At 60.1% G+C, this 16,772-nt stretch carries 15 protein-coding genes; 4 read left to right on the top strand and 11 right to left on the bottom strand.

The window, feature by feature from the left end:
- Nucleotides 1-61: 61 nt before the first annotated feature.
- Complete coding sequence (locus tag DR039_RS05630) at nt 62-1,471, bottom strand: ParA family protein (protein WP_111836443.1); 1,410 nt, start codon at nt 1,469-1,471, stop codon at nt 62-64.
- A 5-nt stretch (nt 1,472-1,476) separates the two neighbouring features.
- Nucleotides 1,477-1,716 (bottom strand): hypothetical protein, encoded by a 240-nt coding sequence (locus DR039_RS05625; RefSeq protein ID WP_229116842.1) that lies wholly within the window; start codon nt 1,714-1,716, stop codon nt 1,477-1,479.
- Between the two features lie 455 nt (nt 1,717-2,171).
- On the opposite strand from DR039_RS05625, the gene mobC reads away from it, so the two are divergent.
- The 3 genes from mobC (at nt 2,172) to DR039_RS05610 (ending at nt 4,872) form a co-directional block, all read left to right on the top strand.
- Complete coding sequence (gene mobC / locus DR039_RS05620) at nt 2,172-2,567, top strand: plasmid mobilization relaxosome protein MobC (protein ID WP_229116841.1); 396 nt, start codon at nt 2,172-2,174, stop codon at nt 2,565-2,567.
- 199 nt (nt 2,568-2,766) lie between these two features.
- A complete protein-coding gene (locus DR039_RS05615) occupies nt 2,767-4,401 on the top strand; it encodes a relaxase/mobilization nuclease domain-containing protein (RefSeq protein WP_170166920.1) in 1,635 nt (544 codons plus the stop codon).
- 24 nt (nt 4,402-4,425) lie between these two features.
- Nucleotides 4,426-4,872 carry a DUF4913 domain-containing protein gene (locus DR039_RS05610; RefSeq protein ID WP_111836440.1) on the top strand — a complete coding sequence of 149 codons (447 nt, stop codon included), beginning with the start codon at nt 4,426-4,428 and terminating at the stop codon, nt 4,870-4,872.
- Nucleotides 4,873-4,875: 3 nt separating this feature from the next.
- Here the strand turns inward: DR039_RS05610 and DR039_RS05605 are convergent, their stop codons facing one another.
- The 8 genes from DR039_RS05605 to DR039_RS11770 all read right to left on the bottom strand — a co-directional run bounded on the left by DR039_RS05605 (nt 4,876) and on the right by DR039_RS11770 (nt 14,906).
- Complete coding sequence (locus DR039_RS05605) at nt 4,876-7,287, bottom strand: hypothetical protein (protein ID WP_111836439.1); 2,412 nt, start codon at nt 7,285-7,287, stop codon at nt 4,876-4,878.
- A gap of 41 nt (nt 7,288-7,328) precedes the next feature.
- Nucleotides 7,329-8,978 (bottom strand): type IV secretory system conjugative DNA transfer family protein, encoded by a 1,650-nt coding sequence (locus DR039_RS05600; RefSeq protein ID WP_111836438.1) that lies wholly within the window; start codon nt 8,976-8,978, stop codon nt 7,329-7,331.
- Complete coding sequence (locus tag DR039_RS05595; protein ID WP_111836665.1) at nt 8,978-10,369, bottom strand: ATP/GTP-binding protein; 1,392 nt, start codon at nt 10,367-10,369, stop codon at nt 8,978-8,980. Before DR039_RS05595 ends, DR039_RS05600 begins: the two co-directional genes overlap by 1 nt.
- A gap of 76 nt (nt 10,370-10,445) precedes the next feature.
- A complete protein-coding gene (locus DR039_RS05590) occupies nt 10,446-11,939 on the bottom strand; it encodes an SCO6880 family protein (protein ID WP_111836437.1) in 1,494 nt (497 codons plus the stop codon).
- Nucleotides 11,940-12,051: 112 nt separating this feature from the next.
- Nucleotides 12,052-12,345 carry a hypothetical protein gene (locus tag DR039_RS11245; RefSeq protein WP_170166839.1) on the bottom strand — a complete coding sequence of 98 codons (294 nt, stop codon included), beginning with the start codon at nt 12,343-12,345 and terminating at the stop codon, nt 12,052-12,054.
- 976 nt (nt 12,346-13,321) lie between these two features.
- The gene (locus DR039_RS05580) at nt 13,322-14,053 is read right to left on the bottom strand and encodes a hypothetical protein (protein ID WP_111836435.1); all 732 of its coding nucleotides are present in this window, start codon (nt 14,051-14,053) and stop codon (nt 13,322-13,324) included.
- Nucleotides 14,053-14,346: a hypothetical protein gene (locus DR039_RS05575; protein ID WP_111836434.1), complete on the bottom strand. Its 294-nt coding sequence runs from the start codon at nt 14,344-14,346 to the stop codon at nt 14,053-14,055. The genes DR039_RS05580 and DR039_RS05575 overlap by 1 nt, the downstream gene beginning before the upstream one ends.
- Before the next feature lie 14 nt (nt 14,347-14,360).
- Nucleotides 14,361-14,906 (bottom strand): DUF6668 family protein, encoded by a 546-nt coding sequence (locus DR039_RS11770; protein WP_111836433.1) that lies wholly within the window; start codon nt 14,904-14,906, stop codon nt 14,361-14,363.
- A 90-nt stretch (nt 14,907-14,996) separates the two neighbouring features.
- On the opposite strand from DR039_RS11770, the gene DR039_RS05565 reads away from it, so the two are divergent.
- Nucleotides 14,997-15,680, top strand: coding sequence for a hypothetical protein (locus tag DR039_RS05565; RefSeq protein WP_111836432.1), 684 nt, complete (start codon nt 14,997-14,999; stop codon nt 15,678-15,680).
- Between the two features lie 44 nt (nt 15,681-15,724).
- Here the strand turns inward: DR039_RS05565 and DR039_RS05560 are convergent, their stop codons facing one another.
- Nucleotides 15,725-16,624, bottom strand: a complete 900-nt coding sequence (locus DR039_RS05560) for a hypothetical protein (protein ID WP_126622329.1) — start codon at nt 16,622-16,624, stop codon at nt 15,725-15,727.
- Nucleotides 16,625-16,772: the final 148 nt, after the last annotated feature.

Raw genomic sequence — 16,772 nt, 5'->3', positions numbered from 1 at the left:
CGCTCACCCCTAACGTGCAGCGTGAGCGCACCTATCGGCACACCCGAAGCTCAGCTTGCGGCTAGCGGAGGCCTGCGGCCAGGGCTGCTCCGGCTTGGAGCCAAGCCCGTTGAGTGCTGGGCGCAAGGGAGCCCAGCAGCAGTGGGCGACCGGACATCATGGGGTCGTATGGGATCCCGATTGCTGCTCGCGCGATGTTGTTGAACGTGGCAACGAGTTCGTTGGGACCAGGCTCCGCTTTTGATGCTTGGGAGACGATGACCAGGGCGTTGGCGGCCAGGTGGGTGCAGTGGGTGTCGGTGTGGGCGAGCTCGTCTAGGAGTAGGCGAGCTGATTCGGCGTGCTCGGGCCGTGTCGTGGTGGGCACCACGATGGCGTCGGCCTTGTTGATCATTGCTCGCCACGCTGGGGCGGATTCGTCGTTGCCTGAGTCGATGAGCACCAGGCGGTAGTACTTGCGGAGCACGTCGTGCACTGAGTTGAAGGCTTGCGGGCCGACCGATTGGGCCTCGGCTAGCAGTTCTGGTCGGGAGCGTAGGACGTCGAAGCGGTCGCCTGGTTGGTGGTGGACGAAGGCCGCGAGTTCGGCGGCCTGAGCAGCGGGGGATAGGAGGTGCTCCACGTGTGGGAGCAGGTCTTCCACTGAAGAGTTGTGTGAGCCTTGGAGGGTGCGCCACCCCAGGGTTCCGCGCGTGGGGTTGTTGTCCCAGGCGATGACTCCGGCGCCGCCGTTGCGGGCGAAGGTTGCGGAGAGAAGGACTGTTGCGGGTGTTTTGCCGGATCCGCCTTTTCCGTTAACGATGGCGATTGTTCTTGGCCCAGCCCAGTGCTGGGCGACCGCTTCGATGTCTTGCCTCTCGGCGCGTTCGGTTGGGCTTGGGCTCAGGTGTAGGCCCAGCAGGTTGAGGGCCCCACGCCAGCCGGTTTTGGCAGGGAGTTCGGTGGTTGCTTCGGTGAGCATGGAGGTGGATCGGGCGTGCTGGCGCGCGTCTATGTCCTGCACCTGTTGGGGGAGGGGCTGCGCTGTGGTGGGAGCGTGCGTTGTTGCTGCTCGCTTCGCGGGTGGCGATGCAACTGGTGGCGCCATGGTTGTGGGGTGCACAGGTTGTGAGGGAGCCGGTGCTGGGTCTGTGAGTTGGTCTGGTGGGGTTGGAGCGCTCATGCGGGCGTGGTGCCCGCTGTTTCTTGGAGGCGCGGCTGTGGTGGGGTGGTGTGGTGGGGGTGTCGTTACGGAGCCGTCTGGGTGGATGCAGATGGTCCAGCTTCCGCTGGGTTCGGTGGCTGTGGTGAGCATGAGGCAGTTGAAGGATTGCGCGTAGTCGATTATGAGTTCCTTGGCTTCTTTTCTTGCGTCTTCGGTGTTGGCCGCGCGCAGCGGGTAGACCGTGTCGTTGATGGTGACGCTGGCCGCGCCTGTCTCGTGAATCTCAACGTGGGCGGTGTGTGTGGTTGTGGGGGCGGTGGTGGTCATGTGGCTCACTCCTCGGTGTTGGTCTTAGCGGGCTGGGTTGTGCTCTTGCGTGGCAGTCTGGTGGGGTCGGTGAATCCGGCGCGCACTAGGTCTGTTTTTGACCAGCCGCATCCTGTCGCGGTGCGCCAGCACGCGCGGTAGGCGGCTATCGCATCGATCATTTCTTTGTGTGCGGCGCCGAGATTTCTTGCGGCTGCGGCGCGTGCGTTGTCTGAGCTCAAGAGCGCTTCGAGCGGATCGATCATTGTCTTCCTTCCGGTGTCTTGGGCGTTGGTGTTGCCCGTTTGCTGATCACGTGGAGCGTGCGCGCACGACGGCGTTAAGGCTCGTGCCCTGCCGGGGCGCGAGCCTCGGACCGGACCAGACCGAAGTTGGGGCAAAGGGGCAGTTAGGCGCGTATCAGAGGTCTGATTGAAGTGGGTTGCGTCTGTGCTGGTAGTTGCGCATCGTGCGTGCTCAAAAGGGCATAGGTGCTCAGTTGCTTAACGTGGCAGCTGACGGCGAGTGCTGTGTTCCCAGGCTGGGTGCGCTATTGCTGCGCACAGATAGCCACAAGTGGAGCAAGATGGAACCTAGCACCTGTGCTAGGTATCTTGCCGCTGGACTTCCTTCGTCCAGCGGGGGCACACTGTTGGTGTGGTCCCTGGCGGGTCGCTGCGCTGGGCGGATGTGTTGGGAGGTTGTGGTGGCGGGTGCTGGTGTGAGCAGTTCACGGGGCGGGCCCCGTCATGATCTGCGGCGTAGTGAACGGATGCGGGTGGGGCGCCGTGAGCGTTTGACTGTTTATCTGACTCCTCAGGAGCGTGAGTTGTTGGAGCTGCGTGCTGAGACGAGCGGTGAGTCGATGGCAAAGATTTTGGTTGATGCTGCTTTGCGTCCGGTTGGGGGTCATGTTGATGTGGGTAGCTTGGCTGAGGCGGTAGCTTTGCTGCGCGGCTATCGGCGTCAACTGGAGGGGGCTTGCACGAACTTGAACCAGATCGCTCACCACGCCAATACTGTGTGCGAGATCCCGTCAAACTTTGCCGATGTGCTTAGTCGCGTGGAGGCGACTGTTGACGAGGTCAATGACATGCTCGTCAGTGTTCGGCGGTGACGCGGAGATGATCGTGAAGGTCACTGACGGTGGGTCGACTCCTGGGTTGTTGAACTACTTGGTGGGTCCTGGTAACGCCAATGAGCACGAGTGTCCTCATGTTGTGGCGGGCTCTGATGTGATCACGCGCAGGTGGGGTGGCTGGGATTCTTTAACTCCTGCGCAGGGTTATGAGATCGCACGGTTCGTGGACCAGTTCATGACAGAGACAGGTGTGCGCTCGGTGGGTGCAGCTCGGGTCTACAACCGTCGCACGGGGAAGACTGAGTTGGTTAAGAACGCGGCTAACCACGTGTGGCATTGTTCGTTGTCTTTGCCTGCTGAAGAGGGTGCGCTCAGTGATGAGATGTGGCGCGACGTTGTGGGTGACTTCATGGACTCGATGGGGTTTACCGGTGCTGATGGGAAGGCTCCGTGCCGTTGGGTTGCTCTTCGTCACGGCACTTCTGTTAACGGAGGTGACCACGTGCATATCGCGGTTAACGTCGTGCGTGAAGATGGCACGAGGTGGTCGCGCTGGAGGGACGAGCGAAACTCTGGGAAGGCAGCTAATGCCATCGAGCATAAGTATGGGTTGCGGGTGATTGAGGCGCGTGAGCATCAACGTGGCGCACGCGCGGACTCTTATGGTGACTTGGTGGCCGCCAAGCGGGCCGCACGTGATGAAGAAGTTGTGACTGACAGAGCTCGTTTAGAGACTCGTGTAAGGTCGGCTGCTGTCTCGGCGCGCAGCGAGTCTGACTTCGTCTACCGCCTGTCCGAGCTCGGTGTGCGGGCGCGGCCGCGTTTTGCTGCTGGGCGCACCGACGTGGTCGTGGGCTACAGCGTCGCGTTGCACTCTTATGACCACACTAAGCGGGCACAGTGGTACGGCGCTGGCCGGTTGGCCAGAGACTTGGCGTTGCCGCGCTTGCGTGCCAGATGGGCTGACACCCCCCAGGACGCTAGCCGAGCAGCACGCGCCTGGAGACAAGTTTGGCAAGGCGCGAAGGTCGTGTCTCCCAGCGCTCATGTCACCTCTGATCAGTGGGAGGCTAGGGCTGTGGGGCTGCGCGCCTTTAGGGACGTGCTTTGCCAGATCGATGCCGGCGATCCGGTGGCTTTGGCTGACGCCACTAGGGACATATCTGGGCTGTTGGCGACGGCCGCTTTTCAGCGGAGTGATGTCCAAGAGCGCAGCATCTTGGAGCACGCTAGCCGGGCTGTGGGACGTCACTGCCAGACGCACACCAGGCCCGCGCCTAAAGCAAATGTGCCTAGTGCCTTGGCTTTGGCTGCGCAGACGCTCTCGCTGGCGTTGACTAATCAGTCGGCCGACTCGATGCTGCTGGTGGTCGAGATGATGGCTTTGGTTCGCTCCTTGGCCGCGTTGTATGAGCAGCAGGCTCAGACTGAAAGTGCGCGGGTGATGCTGCGTGACACTGCCCAGGCCTTCGCGCTGGTGCACGCCCACGAGGTAGCGCTGCCTGCGTCACGAATGGATCAGCCACGCAGTGTTGAGCTGGTTGGCCAGGGCGCAGAGCTGAGTGCCAACAGGAGCCAGCGCTTACAACGAATTGGGGCGTTGGCGCAGGGTGAGCCGCCCTTGGCAGCTAGCCAGGCTAGCGCTGCTAAGACCCTGCCTGGGCCTGGTGGACGCCAGCGTGTGGGCCCAAGTGACGTTGCACTGGAGGCGGCAGGCATGAGCCGTGCGCACGCCGAGCGTGTGGCGCGCCTGGCCTCACTGACCCAGGGCGGCCGCCCCCAGGTGCCGAAGCCTGATGAAGTTCAGCGTCCTGCTGAGGCTGTGGGGGCGCCTCCCCTTCGAGTGCGCCCTAGAACTAACGGTCTTTGAGCGCGCACACCACACGGTTAGGGCATGAGTGAACCTAATCCTTTTGTTTCAGATCCTGGCCGGTCCGCGAGTTCTTCTGTGCCACTAGATGATGGTGGTCAGCCACAGGCGGTCCCCTTCCAGTTCCCCACGCTAAATGACTTTGTTACGGGGCTGATCGCCTTGATCTACGAGCGGGCAACCTCGACGGCAACGACCTGGTGCCCCAAGTGGTGGATGCACGACGAAGCCGTTTTGCGGTTGACCGCGTTGTGGCAGGCGTGGGAGGAGATGCACGTCAACGAGCAGCCACTGGCCACGGCCAAGTGGCTGGTATATTACGCCGATCCCATCATGGGACAGCTGCTGAGCTCAGAGGGCACATTCAAAGGCTGCTCTGTTGAGCGTGGCCACCAACCTAGACGTCCTCACCCTGAAGCGATGCTGCCGTGTGAGCCGCCACCTGACGACTTGTTCACTCCCCGCATGTGAGCCTTACGGGATTGAACGAGGCTTGTGAGAGTTGGACGCATGCGGTGTCTTAGGTGGGCGCCGACCAGACTTGCTCGTGGAGCCTTTGACGGTGGTGGCTTTCGTGGGCTTGGACCTGCTCAAGTCCCCGGTGCGTGCTGCGCGCACTGCAGCAGGATCCACACCTTTCGAGACCAGCTCTGCCGCCCAGTCGTCCCTCGCTTCTTGTGAGTCCCACCTGGGGCCGTGATCGGCTACCAGGTACTCCTCGGGTAGGGCCATCGGCGCGTCAGCCACAGAGACGGCCTGACTGGCCATGTCAGGCTCGGGGCGCAGTGGCACAGACGGCGCCTGGAGGCAGGCTTCCACGACACGGCGCATGGGGGCGGGCACCGACTCTAGGGCGCGATTATCGAGCTGCCAGCCGTGATTGTCGATCATCTCAATCACTTCTCGGCGCACGGCCATATCAGTCAGGTCGAGCTGTCCGTTTTGCTCAACCTGATGTGCTAGCTGCCGGTAGGTGTTAGCGGCCTGGGCCTGTTCCTGGGAGAATTGGTCAATTCTTTGCCGTTCAAGTTCCAGCTCCCGATCCTGGCGCGCCAGGTCATAGGCGTAGGTTGGGTCCTGACCCAACTCAGCGATCCGTTCATGAATATCGAAGTTCAGATCGCCTTCACGCCAGGCGGCGTACTTGCGGAGCTCGTCGGCCAGCGCCGCTCTCTCGGTCGCATCCAGGCTCAATACCTGCCTGTTCTCCCAAGCCATGCTGTCTGTCTCCTGGCCGACCTGCTCAACAGGATCTACCCGTTCCAAGCTGGTGGCATCTTGGAGCAGATCAGTTTTGAGCTCGTCATTGTTGAGTTGGTCTTGGGCTTGGGAGACTTCAAGCTCATGTCGGGTTGACCACTGGGGACGCTCAGCGGCCGAGGCCTTGGCATAGGCCACGCGGTATGCAGCTGCGCGTAAGATTCCCGGACCGTAATGGTGATCTGTGGCATTGGGGTCTTCGGGGCCAAGCCCGGTTATCAGAGCACGCCGTTGCACTGGTTGCAGGTGGTCGAGATAGGCCTGGACATCCAGGCCTGCCTCAGCGGCTTCTTGGGCTGCGGCTTGGCGCATTGCAGGCAAATAAACGCCTGGCTGTGGGTTTTCACCCACCAGGCGTACTTCTCCTATCTCTTTAGGGGCCCATTTTGCTGCTTCCATCGACTTTGTGCCGACATTCCATTTCCAATTGATTAACTCCGGGTAGTCCCCGTCCTGGACAATTTGCCAGCATGCACGCAAGGAGTGAATCGCGCGTCCATCAATGTGCTCCTCGATCCCCCTGGCCTCCATTGCCAGCCAGCCAGCCAACTCTTTGCGAGCTCCCACGGCACTCATGAACTCATCGTTCAGCTTAAAAGAGCCAGGGTCACGTAGTTGAGGCGGGGCCTGTAGGTCATAGCCCTCGGCTGCTAGGGCAGCCTGCAGCATCACCGCATACTCATTCCTATCGCCCTGCACTTTATGGGTGCTGTAGTGCGTGTCAAACCACGCCCTTGCTCCGGCCACATCAATCTCGTCGCTGGAAGAAGCGGTAGTAAGGTCCGTCGGATTCCCGGGTGTGTGTGGGCTTTGGCGCTGTGTGACAGCAGCGGCCACCAGCGGGCGTGAAATCTCGGTCTCGAACGCTTCACGCTCCCATGTGCGGTCACCTAACTGTCTGGCCAGCAGATCAGGCACTGCGGCATTGGTAATCACCTGGTTCAGGGCTAAGGACGCTTCAGGCAGCCCAGCCCCCTGCTCGTCGAGTGCCTCAACGGCCAGCCCACTATGCAGTGTCCCAAAACGGACCCGGGCAATCTCGGGGTGATCGCCCAGCACAGTCAGCAAATGATTGACCGCCTTTTCTTGTTTCTTGGCTTCTTGAGCAGCCGGATCGGGGTTGGCTGCCTGACTGCGTTCTTGTTTGGCCGCCTCGTCAAGCACACGGTCCCACTGCTGGGCTGGCTCTCCTTGGAGCTTGGGAGCCAACGCTTCGATCTGGCCGGGTCCCAGGTCTTTGGAAGTCACTGGGGCCTCGGAGGCCTGCTGGAGTTCGCCTAGGTGGACATTCCAACGATTGTGGGCCTCCACCTCGCAAATGCGTGCGGCTTGCTCCGCCACGGGGTCCAAGGTCGCGAACCGGGTCGCTAACCCATAAACGAAACTGGCCTGCGGCGCGTTGGCCGTTTGCCAGAAGCGTTGGTCTAAGGCACGCCGGTATACCGGCGCGGCCAGCACACGTTCCTGGTTCATGATCGCCCTAAGGTTGCGAGCATGCCCAGCTGAACGCTGGGCCTGCTGGTACAGCTGTCTACGGCGTTGCTCTGCCAGAAACCTGCCGATTTGGGCTGCTGCTCTCATAAGCTTAGTGATTTCTTGACCTGCTAGTGCTACGACCTCTTCCATGTTCGGCCTCCTTGCCGTCGGTGTTGTTGTTGAGTTGGCTTTCAGTTGCGCCACCAGGGCACAAGCTCAGCTAGAACCGGGGTCGCTCCAGAGGCAAACACCCAAGCTCTGCCCGGAGGCAAAGCTTGCAAGTCAGACACGGTCGCGATATTGCGCTGCTGGGATTGCAGTGAGCGTGAAGTGCTTTGGCCTTGTGAAGAGTGGGAGACCTGGATTGAGTCTGCCCACCAGCTGCCGATGAGCTCTGAGAGATCTGAAAGAAAAGCACGCTCCGAGACACCACCTGCATACACCTTCACATTCGACGCAGACCAAAGTTTTTTCATCCCCGCCTCACCCCATGCGGTTACACCTTGCGACCAGGACTGAAGAACTGTGTCCACACAGATCCCACGACTGCCGAAGTGTGAGTACATGTCTGGCAATTCCCGCCATTTGCACACGTTGGCTGCCTCGTCGAGCTCAATGAGCATTGGGACCGAGAGCCGACCTGCTGGCTGCGTCTTGGCGTGCTCAACGGCGGCTTCGGTCACAGCGACAGTCAGCGCCGTAACTATCGGAGTCGCTGACCCCCTGCCCTCCTGAGACAGGGCGAACAAGGTGTCCGTTGACTTCACGAACTCGCGCGGATCTAGTTGCTCCAACCACGGACTTGGGGTTACCCATCGGATGGCCTGCGCATTCAGCAAGAAACTCATCATGGTTGATGCCGAGCCATAAACTCCAGACCTGGTTTCGGGCACCAACGCCATGATGCCGCGTAAAGTGTCTGCGCTCAGGTTCTCGCCGGCATCTTTGAGCAAAACAACCGGCTCGTCATCGTTTAGGTCGTTGAGCCAGGTGTGCAACTCGGTTAGTGGCCGACCTGAGCGGGCAGCCGCCAACAGCAGACAAGCGACCAGGTCCCTGGCAGCAGCGTCGAAGTAGGCACTGACCTGTGCCTCGGGTGGGCGGGTGGTGTCTTGGAAGATCTCAGCTAGAGCCCGCGCTGAAACCGCGTCAGTCACATAATCCATGATGTTCCACCACCAGCGCTGAGGCTCATCAGCAATGCCCTGAGGATCGAACACCCAACAGCGTCCCTGCTCTTGTCGTGCCTCACGAGTGGCGTCCACGACATCACGCTTGTTAGAAGTGCTAACCACCGCACCTGGTGCGACCAGGATGCGAGGTATCACCCAACAGGTGGTCTTGCCAGTTCTTGGCCCAGCTACCCCGGTGCACACTGACTCAAAATCCGTCACCAGCGGTTTGCCGGTGCGCACAGCTCGCCCCACCGGCAAACCACAGACCTTTGACGTCACTCCTAGACGCTCAGCCTTGGCGCGGGCCTGCACAGGCATCAAACTGCGGGTATCACCAGGCTTACCAGTGCGGTGGGCTGCCTGATCTCCGCGCACACGACGCCGACCTTTGCCCCGTCGCGCACGGCGCACCCACAGCCACAGGACCAACGGCAAGACAACCACAAGAGCACAACACGCCCACCAACTCCACGACATCTCAAGGTTTCCACGCCACAGCATCAAAGCCAGCCGCACTGGGTTCCAGGGCAGTGAAGTGCCTGCCAGCAACGCCCATAACTGAGAGCCCAGGACTATGACGGCCGCCAGCACAGTCGTGGCCACCATGACCCCGACCCCCAGCACAGTCGCGCCATCCCAGGTTTTGATCTCATCTTTCAGTCTCATCAGCCCATCTCCTCCCTCCACCGGGCAGAGGTGTCGTTTAGAGCCCTCTCTCCAGGAGCGAACCTGACTTGGAATGCCACCCCGGGAGCATCAGATGTTTTGAGCAGAAACTTGCCGACGCCACAGTGACCAGTGACTTGGTCGGTGTAAGGGTTATAAGTTCCCGGGGCATTCCAGGACGACAAGAGCTTCTGCTCAGCGCATGAGAAATGCATGACTCCTGACAACAAGTCGATTTCCTGGCTTGGCAACCCACCCAAGAAAAGCATCTTGGAGCGTTCGACAAAGCCTCGCGCTTTGGTCCGATCCTCCAAGGAAGCCAACGCGTTCATGTCGGCCATTGAGTGCGTGCACATCAACTGGCCAACCCCGATGGTCCGGTTTAGCCGGGTCAGCGCGTTGACCCTTGAAACCATGCCAGAAGATGCCTCCAAAATCCGCCAAAGCTCGTCCATCACTAAGTTGTAATGGCGTCTGGGAGCCACCCCAGCGTCAGCGAGTGTTTGGGCGATCTCAATGGTCGCGAACCCATAGCTCCAGCAGGCCAGCAACACAGCTGCACCTACGTCAAGGTCCTCTTGCAGCAGGCTAGAAACATCAAAGACCGTCGAGCGGTCCATCATCATCGCAGTGGTGCTGGGTGCAGAGAAAATCTCTCCGAGCCTGCCGCAGGCAAGAGCCTCAAGAGAGACCTCAAGATCCTCTACCAGGGCCCGGTAGCGCCTGATGTCACCGCGATCGATCGCGGCGCGCCTGAGCTCATCAGGGGCCTGGCGGATCACTGCCAACAAGTCAGCAAGCCCTGGCTTGCCTGAGCGGTGCTCCAAAAGGCTGATTGCTTGATCTAGCACTACCTCCTCCCTCTCGGTAGGAGGCCTGCGCCGCACAATGTGAATTAGGGAGATCATCAGCGTCTTCTTGCGCTGATGCGCGCTGCGCGCTAAAGCCTGCTGCTCTTGGGGGCGGCCTGCCAGCAAGGCCAACGCCTCATCGACGTTTCCGGCATCAAGAGGATTGATACCAGCTCGCCCGTGTCCGACGGTGATGACCTGGCCACCTAGTGCCTGCACCAAGTCAACATAGTCCGGCTTGATGTCACCCAAGATCATGGAGTGCACGCCCTGATAGGCAAGCCCCAAAATGATGCGCCTGATAAGAGAGGACTTACCCAGGCCGTTGAGGCCTAGGACCATCCCTGAGGGCGCGGAGATGAGCCCCTTGCGAAACCAACTGATGTGGTCTGCACAGAGCATTCCTGAGCCCTGCAAGACTTGACCCAGGGGAACCCCCACCTCAGGGGTGGCACCCCCGATGACGTAAGGCCACAACCCACACACCTGATACGAAGTGCCTCTGAACATCTGCAAGGGCACCTCGCGGGTGAAGGCCATAGCCAAACTCTTAGTGTCGCAGCCAGGGCGCACCCACCCAACAAGGGCGTCTGTAAGCAGATCTAGTGCCCCCACTTTAGGCCTCCGCCAACCAAGACTGCTGGTGGGGCAACACGCCTAAGGGCAGCCCCATGGCGAAAGCGATCCCCTGCGACCCGAAAGCGGGACGCATGGTGAACCTGGAAGCTGACGCCATGCTTTCGACCGCAGCGATCGCATCAACCATGCGCGCATCGGCATCCGGCCCGCTGGCTGTCGCCGTGATAATGAGGCCAAAGTCGAGGATTGAAGCTCCGCTAGCTTCCTCGGTGGTCGTTTGCACTGCTTGGGCGAGATCACGCTTTAGTCTTGCCGTGGCACGCTTTCCGCGCAGCCTGAGACGACTATCGGCGCGGTCTACCGCGCGCTCGACCACATCTGGAGCTCGGGCCGGGTCAAGGGGCCGATAAATCATCGTCACTCGTTTTCGAGGCACCTGGTTCGTTGCCTCCAACAGCCGCCTCAGCGACCGGTGTTGGACCGTGCCACGCGGCGCGACGCGCTGCACCCAAGTGCATGAAATTGCTGAGTCGTGCCTAAAAGCGTCCCATCCCTCCAATTTTGTCCCCGGGCCTGCATCCTCCCACTCGATCTCCACCTGCTGCCCTTTCGCGGCCGCCGACTCAATCAGTGCTTCAACCCCAGGGTCATAAGCAATTCGCGCCATTTGGGCGATCTCAGCGCGATCCATGACATGAACCGCTCCGGCACCTCCAGCCACCAGAGTCTGCGTCAAAGTCGGTAACCTGGTCGCGATTTCGTCCACGGCCTGCTTGCCCTTGCCTAAATTCGCTGGTTCAAACGACAAAGTCGCCCAGCATGAGATCCGCGCCCCGGTACAGTCGGTCGCAGCCAGAACACCCTCAATGACTTCCTGCGCCACATCAGGGACCTCACAGCCGCGTTGCGAGCGAACCTTAGCCCGCAACCTTTGACCGCTTTCAGGGCTGGTCTCAACCGTGATGGATGCAGCAATTAGCCCAACCTCATTGGACAAACAAGCCAACCAAGAACCAAAGGCGCTCACCAGATCGTCAATCTGGGACTTGTCTTTCAATCGTTCCCCATCCGGGGCGATCCCCAGCACGATGGTTACGTGTCCATCGGAGTGCCTCAGCATGCCAAACGGACGCCGGTAAGCATCAACATGACTAGTCAACGACACCTTCCCAAGCACACCAGGCAGTCGGCAGCGTCCATCTGACTTCCTTTGTGCGGACAGCACGCCCGCACGCACACCGGTGCGACCCTTACGCTTTGCTTTCAAGAACCTCATGCGCTCACTCTTTCTGTTGAAGAAATTCATCCCGTAACGGTCCTTCCACAAGGTCGCCGCCGCCACCGCGACCGCGCCAAGCGCGAACAGGGCTGACCAACGCCAGCCTGCCCAGAGATTCACCATCACCAGCGAAAAGCCGACGACAAGCACCGCCAAGCTCTGACCCAAAGAAAAAGCCCCAAGCCCAACCGACTGTTCGCGGCGCCAACCACCGTAAGTGCGCACGACCGACTCTTGACTCTGTTCACTCATAGTTCAGCCTCCGGCCCCGAACCAGTAGCACTGTCAGCCGCCTCCTGGGCCGCATTGTTAGCGGCCTCAGCCGCCTTACTACCAACCTCAACGATCATGCTCATTCCACCTGTTAAAGCTGCCGCCCCACCCGAGGCAGCACCCGTAGCACCAGCACCCGTAGCACCAGCACCCGTAGCACCAGCACCCGTAGCACCAGCACCCGTAGCACCAGCACCCGTAGCACCAGCACCCGTAGCACCAGCATCAGGCGTGCTTGGAGCTCCACCACCAGGCGTGCTTGGAGCTCCACCACCAGGCGTGCTTGGAGCTCCACCACCAGGCGTGCTTGGAGCTCCACCACCAGGCGTGCTTGGAGCTCCTGCATTCGGAGTGCCAGCATCAGGCGTGCTTGGAGCTCCTGCATTCGGAGCTCCACCTTGGTTGTAGACGCTGCTGGAGCTGAAAAGTTCTGAAGAGGCGACTGCACCTGTTGCTAGCGCCCCCACGGCCGCACCAGCCGCGCCCACACCCGATCCACCGCCGATGTTTGCTGCCGGTGTGATCAACTTGATGAGTGCTGGCAGTGCCCAGGGCGCCAACACCATCACGATAACTCCCAGGATGAAGGCCTGCAGGGCGTCACCTGAATTGGTGGAGACAAGTTTAATTCCGATCCCATAGATCAGTGCTGCTGCGGGTTTAGCCAAAGCGAATGCGAAGAACCAAGTGAGTGTCTTCTTGAACCAGGTTTTACCCCAGTCCAGCATCGAGGCGGCGGCCGCTATAGGAATGGTCGCCAACAGTAATATGAGCATTGCTGCTCGAACATACATAAGCCCCATTTGAACTAGATTGGCTATTATGCCAGCCAAACCCAGAAGGATCACGACTATCATGGTCGTGAATCCTGGATCTATGGCAGTGATCGCTAACAGCTTCGTTGAGAATGATCCATCAGCAGTTTCGGTGGCTTTTTCAAGAATCCATCTCGCGGTCTCATCGCAGATCGTGATCATCGAATGACCGATAATCGTTGCTCCCGTAGAAACAAAAAGCAGTGTTAACATTCCAGAGGCGATGCCTCTAAATGTCTCGCCGCGCTGGTGCCACACGAGGATACCGCAAGCGATAATGAAGGATAGTGTTCCGGCTACCAGCACCATCCAAGCAGTCAAGCCCTTCGCCCAACTAGTCACAGAGTCTTGTGACGTTACGTCTGGGGTTTGCACATTCACCCAGAATGTTCCCACAGAAATAAGCGTCCTGTCCAAGCCTTTAAGGACAGCGCCAGCCCATGAGTCAACGATGGCGTCCGTGCCCGCTGCAACGAAGCCACTAAATAAATCCTTCGCGTGACAGGTGATCTGCCAAGCATGCTCGCACTTCGACATTTCATCACCTCAAACAGTCCAGGCGGCAAATCTTTCGTCTGCCAGGCTCTTGATAACCCGCCCACCCCAGTCACCCGTCGGGCTGGGGCGCACTTTCCAGTCGTCTTCTGCCCAGGTCATAACCAGCTGCCACGACACCATGTGAGACAGATCTGAGGGTAGTGCCGTCGCTAGCGTCACCAATACCTCGTCCCGACCCCTGATCTCAGTCTTGTAACCCAAAACTGTCAGTGCCGGGGTGGTCGATCCATCCCAGTTAGTTTTGACGTCCTTCAGCATCCTGTCGCGGTCAGGGCCTGGAGCGATCAGTTTGGCGGTGACCTCATCCAGTTTCCGGTTAGAAGAAAGCCATTTAAGGAAATTAGTTGCCGCTACCACAGCGCCGGTAGGTGAGTGGGTGAAGCAGCGAGTGATTCCTTCTCTGACTCCAGGCCCGGCTCCCGGCACAAAAGGCACCACCAGATCAGAGCCAACCTGGATAACCTCCGCCCCCAAAGCGCCAGTTGGCACTTTCTGGTCACCTTGAGGCATCTTGCATCCCAAATCTGGGGTATCTACACCGTTAGTTGGTGTCACTTCGGGTGCCTGCACCCCAGAATCAGAAACCGCCCCAGACGGGACCGTAGTACGCGAAACGCCACCATCTACCAATAACCAAACCAGGCCGATAACTAGCAGAAAAATGAAGCCTGCCGATAGTGCAAACGACTTATTGAACAGGTTTGGTTCTTCCTGTGGCATCAGAATCCGCCTGTAATAGCAGTCATGATCGCTAACGCGGAAGTGGCTAAGAAGCAACCAATGAAGACTTTCAAGACCCTGCGGATCAGGTTCTCCAGGCCATCCCCTCCCCTCCCCAGAGCTGAGAGAATAAGCAGTCCTGCCGTCACGATGAACGCCAGGATCGCCAAGATCAGAACCCCGAAGGTTGCCATGCCAAGGAGTTGGTTCAAAGGGGTGATGATGCCCGGCGGGATCACTGGCTTGTTTGACAGGTCTTTGATGTCCGGCGTGGGGGTGGCTGTCAGCAGCATTTTGTCTTCCTAACTTAGATCTCAGCTAAAAACTGTTTAAGGTCTGCCTGCACACGCTTTGGTGGCAGGGTTGATATCGGGTGTTCAACGCGCCATGGCCTGACCCATGGGAGGGCCGCTGACCTCGGAAAGGCTCCACAAACCAGGGAGATCTGTTGTCTGAGGTCCTTTGGGATGCGGCCAGGGGCGGCGCTGACCCACACGACCCCGACTAGGTCAATGCCAGGCAGGGCGCCTGATGCCCACTGCAAAGCAGCGAGCTGGGCACGCCAGGCCCCATAAGCCGAGGTCCGTGCTACCACCACCACCTGGTTTGAGGCGCCGGTTGGTAGTGGCCAAGCCCCAAGCGCGTCATTGGCGCCCATCAGACCGGCCACAGTCGTAGCTCCCGCCCCACCATGAGCCCCCAGCACCCACAGCCCTCCTCCAGGCACCCGGGCAACAGGCAGCCCGTCTTCCACCCGCACCTCCGCCCCAGGCGCCCACTTGGGCCTAACAGGCACCGTCTGCACCACGCCGGGCTCCGGCGCCGGTGGCGGCAACCAAGGATTTACGGCCATCGATGACCTCCTCTCTACGCCTAAACCGTCTGCTGTGGGCGCACCACCCGTGTACCGTGACCCCATACAGACCTTGGGGAGGAAAAACTCATGCCCGTAACAACCGAGCACGAGTGGGTGGTCACGGGCGGTAACCACCCCGACGAACAGCCCTACTACTGCCCCCTGATCTGCCAGACCTTCGAAGCAGCCAAAACCAGCTACCACCGCCTAATCCACGAACCAGCGACTGGATTCGCAGCTCAAATGGCATCCATGGCCGCCCAAATCAATGCGGAAGTCGACGAGGAAGACGCAACCTTCTGGTACCGACTCCTTGCTATCGCTGAGTCCTCCTGGCGCCTGGTGACCCCAGAATCAGACCCCGCCCGACTGCTCAGTCAAGCCCGAAGTGAACTGACCCGCACGCCAATCGAGCATCACGGCCGCCACCTGGCCATCATCCCTGCCCCACCCCAAGACATCATCACCACCTGCAAACTCACCTGGTGCGTCACCACCGCCCAAGCCAACCCCAACGACCCTCGCACATGGTCAGACTCGGTTAACTCCGATGGACTAACCACCCTGAAAGCAGCCCAAGACGCCTACCTGTCAATGGCTGACCAGCTCCAAGGGGTCCAAGGCATGGAACTACCCACCGACAACATCTCCTTTTGGCAGTCCCTCCAACTGACCGCCACCACCCCGTGGATGCCCCACGACGTCAACCTAAACCCCAACACCCTGGTTAGAGATCTCCTGACCTCCATTGCCAGCCAGCCACCCAAATAATCCATAGGTCGCAAAACGCGACCAAGACTACATCGTGTCCCATATCACACAAACGAGGCCTGGTTGAACGCCTCGACAACCGCTTCAGCGCGGCCACGCACTTCCTCAGGGGAAGCCTCCAGGACCGAGGTCTTGGCACCCCTGCGCGACCCCACGAACATCGTCATCCACGCCCGCCCACAGGCCCCATCAACCCCAAGGTCAGTCAGCCGCGGGTCCTCCCCGGCCAGCGTATGGCGCCGCGAGCCGCCCTTAAGCGAAAGCTCCACAATCCGACGAGTCCCCGCCCAAGCCACCTCCTGCGGCATACCAGCCTCAATGAGCGCCTCAACCATCGCGGACAGCACCCCCTGAAAGTCGTCAATCCCTACCCGCTCGGCACTCACCGTCAGCTCGCCCGGAAGACCCCGCTCTGAAACAGGCATCTTCAACGGCTCCACGAGCTCAAGGCTCACTGCGTCAGCAGATGCGCCGTCGCGCTCACCCGTAGCTCGGTCAGTGATCGTGGTCCACATACCCCACGGGTCATCAGCTCCAACGATCTTCGACTCGTTGAGCCTGAGCGTCTCCCACGCCCAAGACACCGTGTCAGCCAAAGATTCTTGCCATCCCATGCCTGAATAGACCATGCCCTTGCGCACAATCTTTGACATCCGGGTACGCACCGCAGCCGTCAAACTGCGTGCCACGATCTCCGTGGCCCTACCCACCCAGCCGTGCTCAATCGCCTCTCTCAGCATCTGGCGCAACTCCTCCCCGTCACCTACCACAGGCCCTTTCTTAGGCACCTCAGGCATCGGGGGAAAGCTGCACACCAGCACCTCCTCCACCTCAGGACGCCGCGCCGCCGCCAACAACATGACCCTAGAAGCCTGCCGCCCCCAACCACCACAGCCATACCTGCGCTGGCGCAGCAGCGCCCCCATAGCCTCCAAATGGCTCAAACTTCTCAGCACCGAGGCTCGATGACGCCCAGTCTGCCTCACCAGCCATGCGACAGAACAGATACTCTCACCTCTCCAATCAGCGAGCCTGGCCAACTCCCGCACCACCAGCGCATCAGTCGGAGTCAAACCCTCAAGATCATGCGCC

Origin of the sequence: Actinomyces bovis (assembly GCF_900444995.1) — a bacterium.
Lineage (GTDB): Bacteria > Actinomycetota > Actinomycetes > Actinomycetales > Actinomycetaceae > Actinomyces > Actinomyces bovis.
This window is presented reverse-complemented; position numbering and strand designations above follow the sequence as displayed.

What these genes read in the sequence shown, in the direction of transcription:
- DR039_RS05630 (WP_111836443.1), bottom strand. Translation starts at nt 1,471, where the DNA reads ATGACCACCACCGCCCCCACAACCACACACACCGCCCACGTTGAGATT.
- DR039_RS05625 (WP_229116842.1), bottom strand. Translation starts at nt 1,716, where the DNA reads ATGATCGATCCGCTCGAAGCGCTCTTGAGCTCAGACAACGCACGCGCC.
- DR039_RS05615 (WP_170166920.1), top strand. Translation starts at nt 2,767, where the DNA reads ATGACAGAGACAGGTGTGCGCTCGGTGGGTGCAGCTCGGGTCTACAAC.
- DR039_RS05610 (WP_111836440.1), top strand. Translation starts at nt 4,426, where the DNA reads ATGAGTGAACCTAATCCTTTTGTTTCAGATCCTGGCCGGTCCGCGAGT.
- DR039_RS05605 (WP_111836439.1), bottom strand. Translation starts at nt 7,287, where the DNA reads ATGGAAGAGGTCGTAGCACTAGCAGGTCAAGAAATCACTAAGCTTATG.
- DR039_RS05600 (WP_111836438.1), bottom strand. Translation starts at nt 8,978, where the DNA reads ATGAGACTGAAAGATGAGATCAAAACCTGGGATGGCGCGACTGTGCTG.
- DR039_RS05595 (WP_111836665.1), bottom strand. Translation starts at nt 10,369, where the DNA reads ATGGCCTTCACCCGCGAGGTGCCCTTGCAGATGTTCAGAGGCACTTCG.
- DR039_RS05590 (WP_111836437.1), bottom strand. Translation starts at nt 11,939, where the DNA reads ATGAGTGAACAGAGTCAAGAGTCGGTCGTGCGCACTTACGGTGGTTGG.
- DR039_RS11245 (WP_170166839.1), bottom strand. Translation starts at nt 12,345, where the DNA reads ATGCAGGAGCTCCAAGCACGCCTGATGCTGGCACTCCGAATGCAGGAG.
- DR039_RS05580 (WP_111836435.1), bottom strand. Translation starts at nt 14,053, where the DNA reads ATGCCACAGGAAGAACCAAACCTGTTCAATAAGTCGTTTGCACTATCG.
- DR039_RS05575 (WP_111836434.1), bottom strand. Translation starts at nt 14,346, where the DNA reads ATGCTGCTGACAGCCACCCCCACGCCGGACATCAAAGACCTGTCAAAC.
- DR039_RS11770 (WP_111836433.1), bottom strand. Translation starts at nt 14,906, where the DNA reads ATGGCCGTAAATCCTTGGTTGCCGCCACCGGCGCCGGAGCCCGGCGTG.
- DR039_RS05565 (WP_111836432.1), top strand. Translation starts at nt 14,997, where the DNA reads ATGCCCGTAACAACCGAGCACGAGTGGGTGGTCACGGGCGGTAACCAC.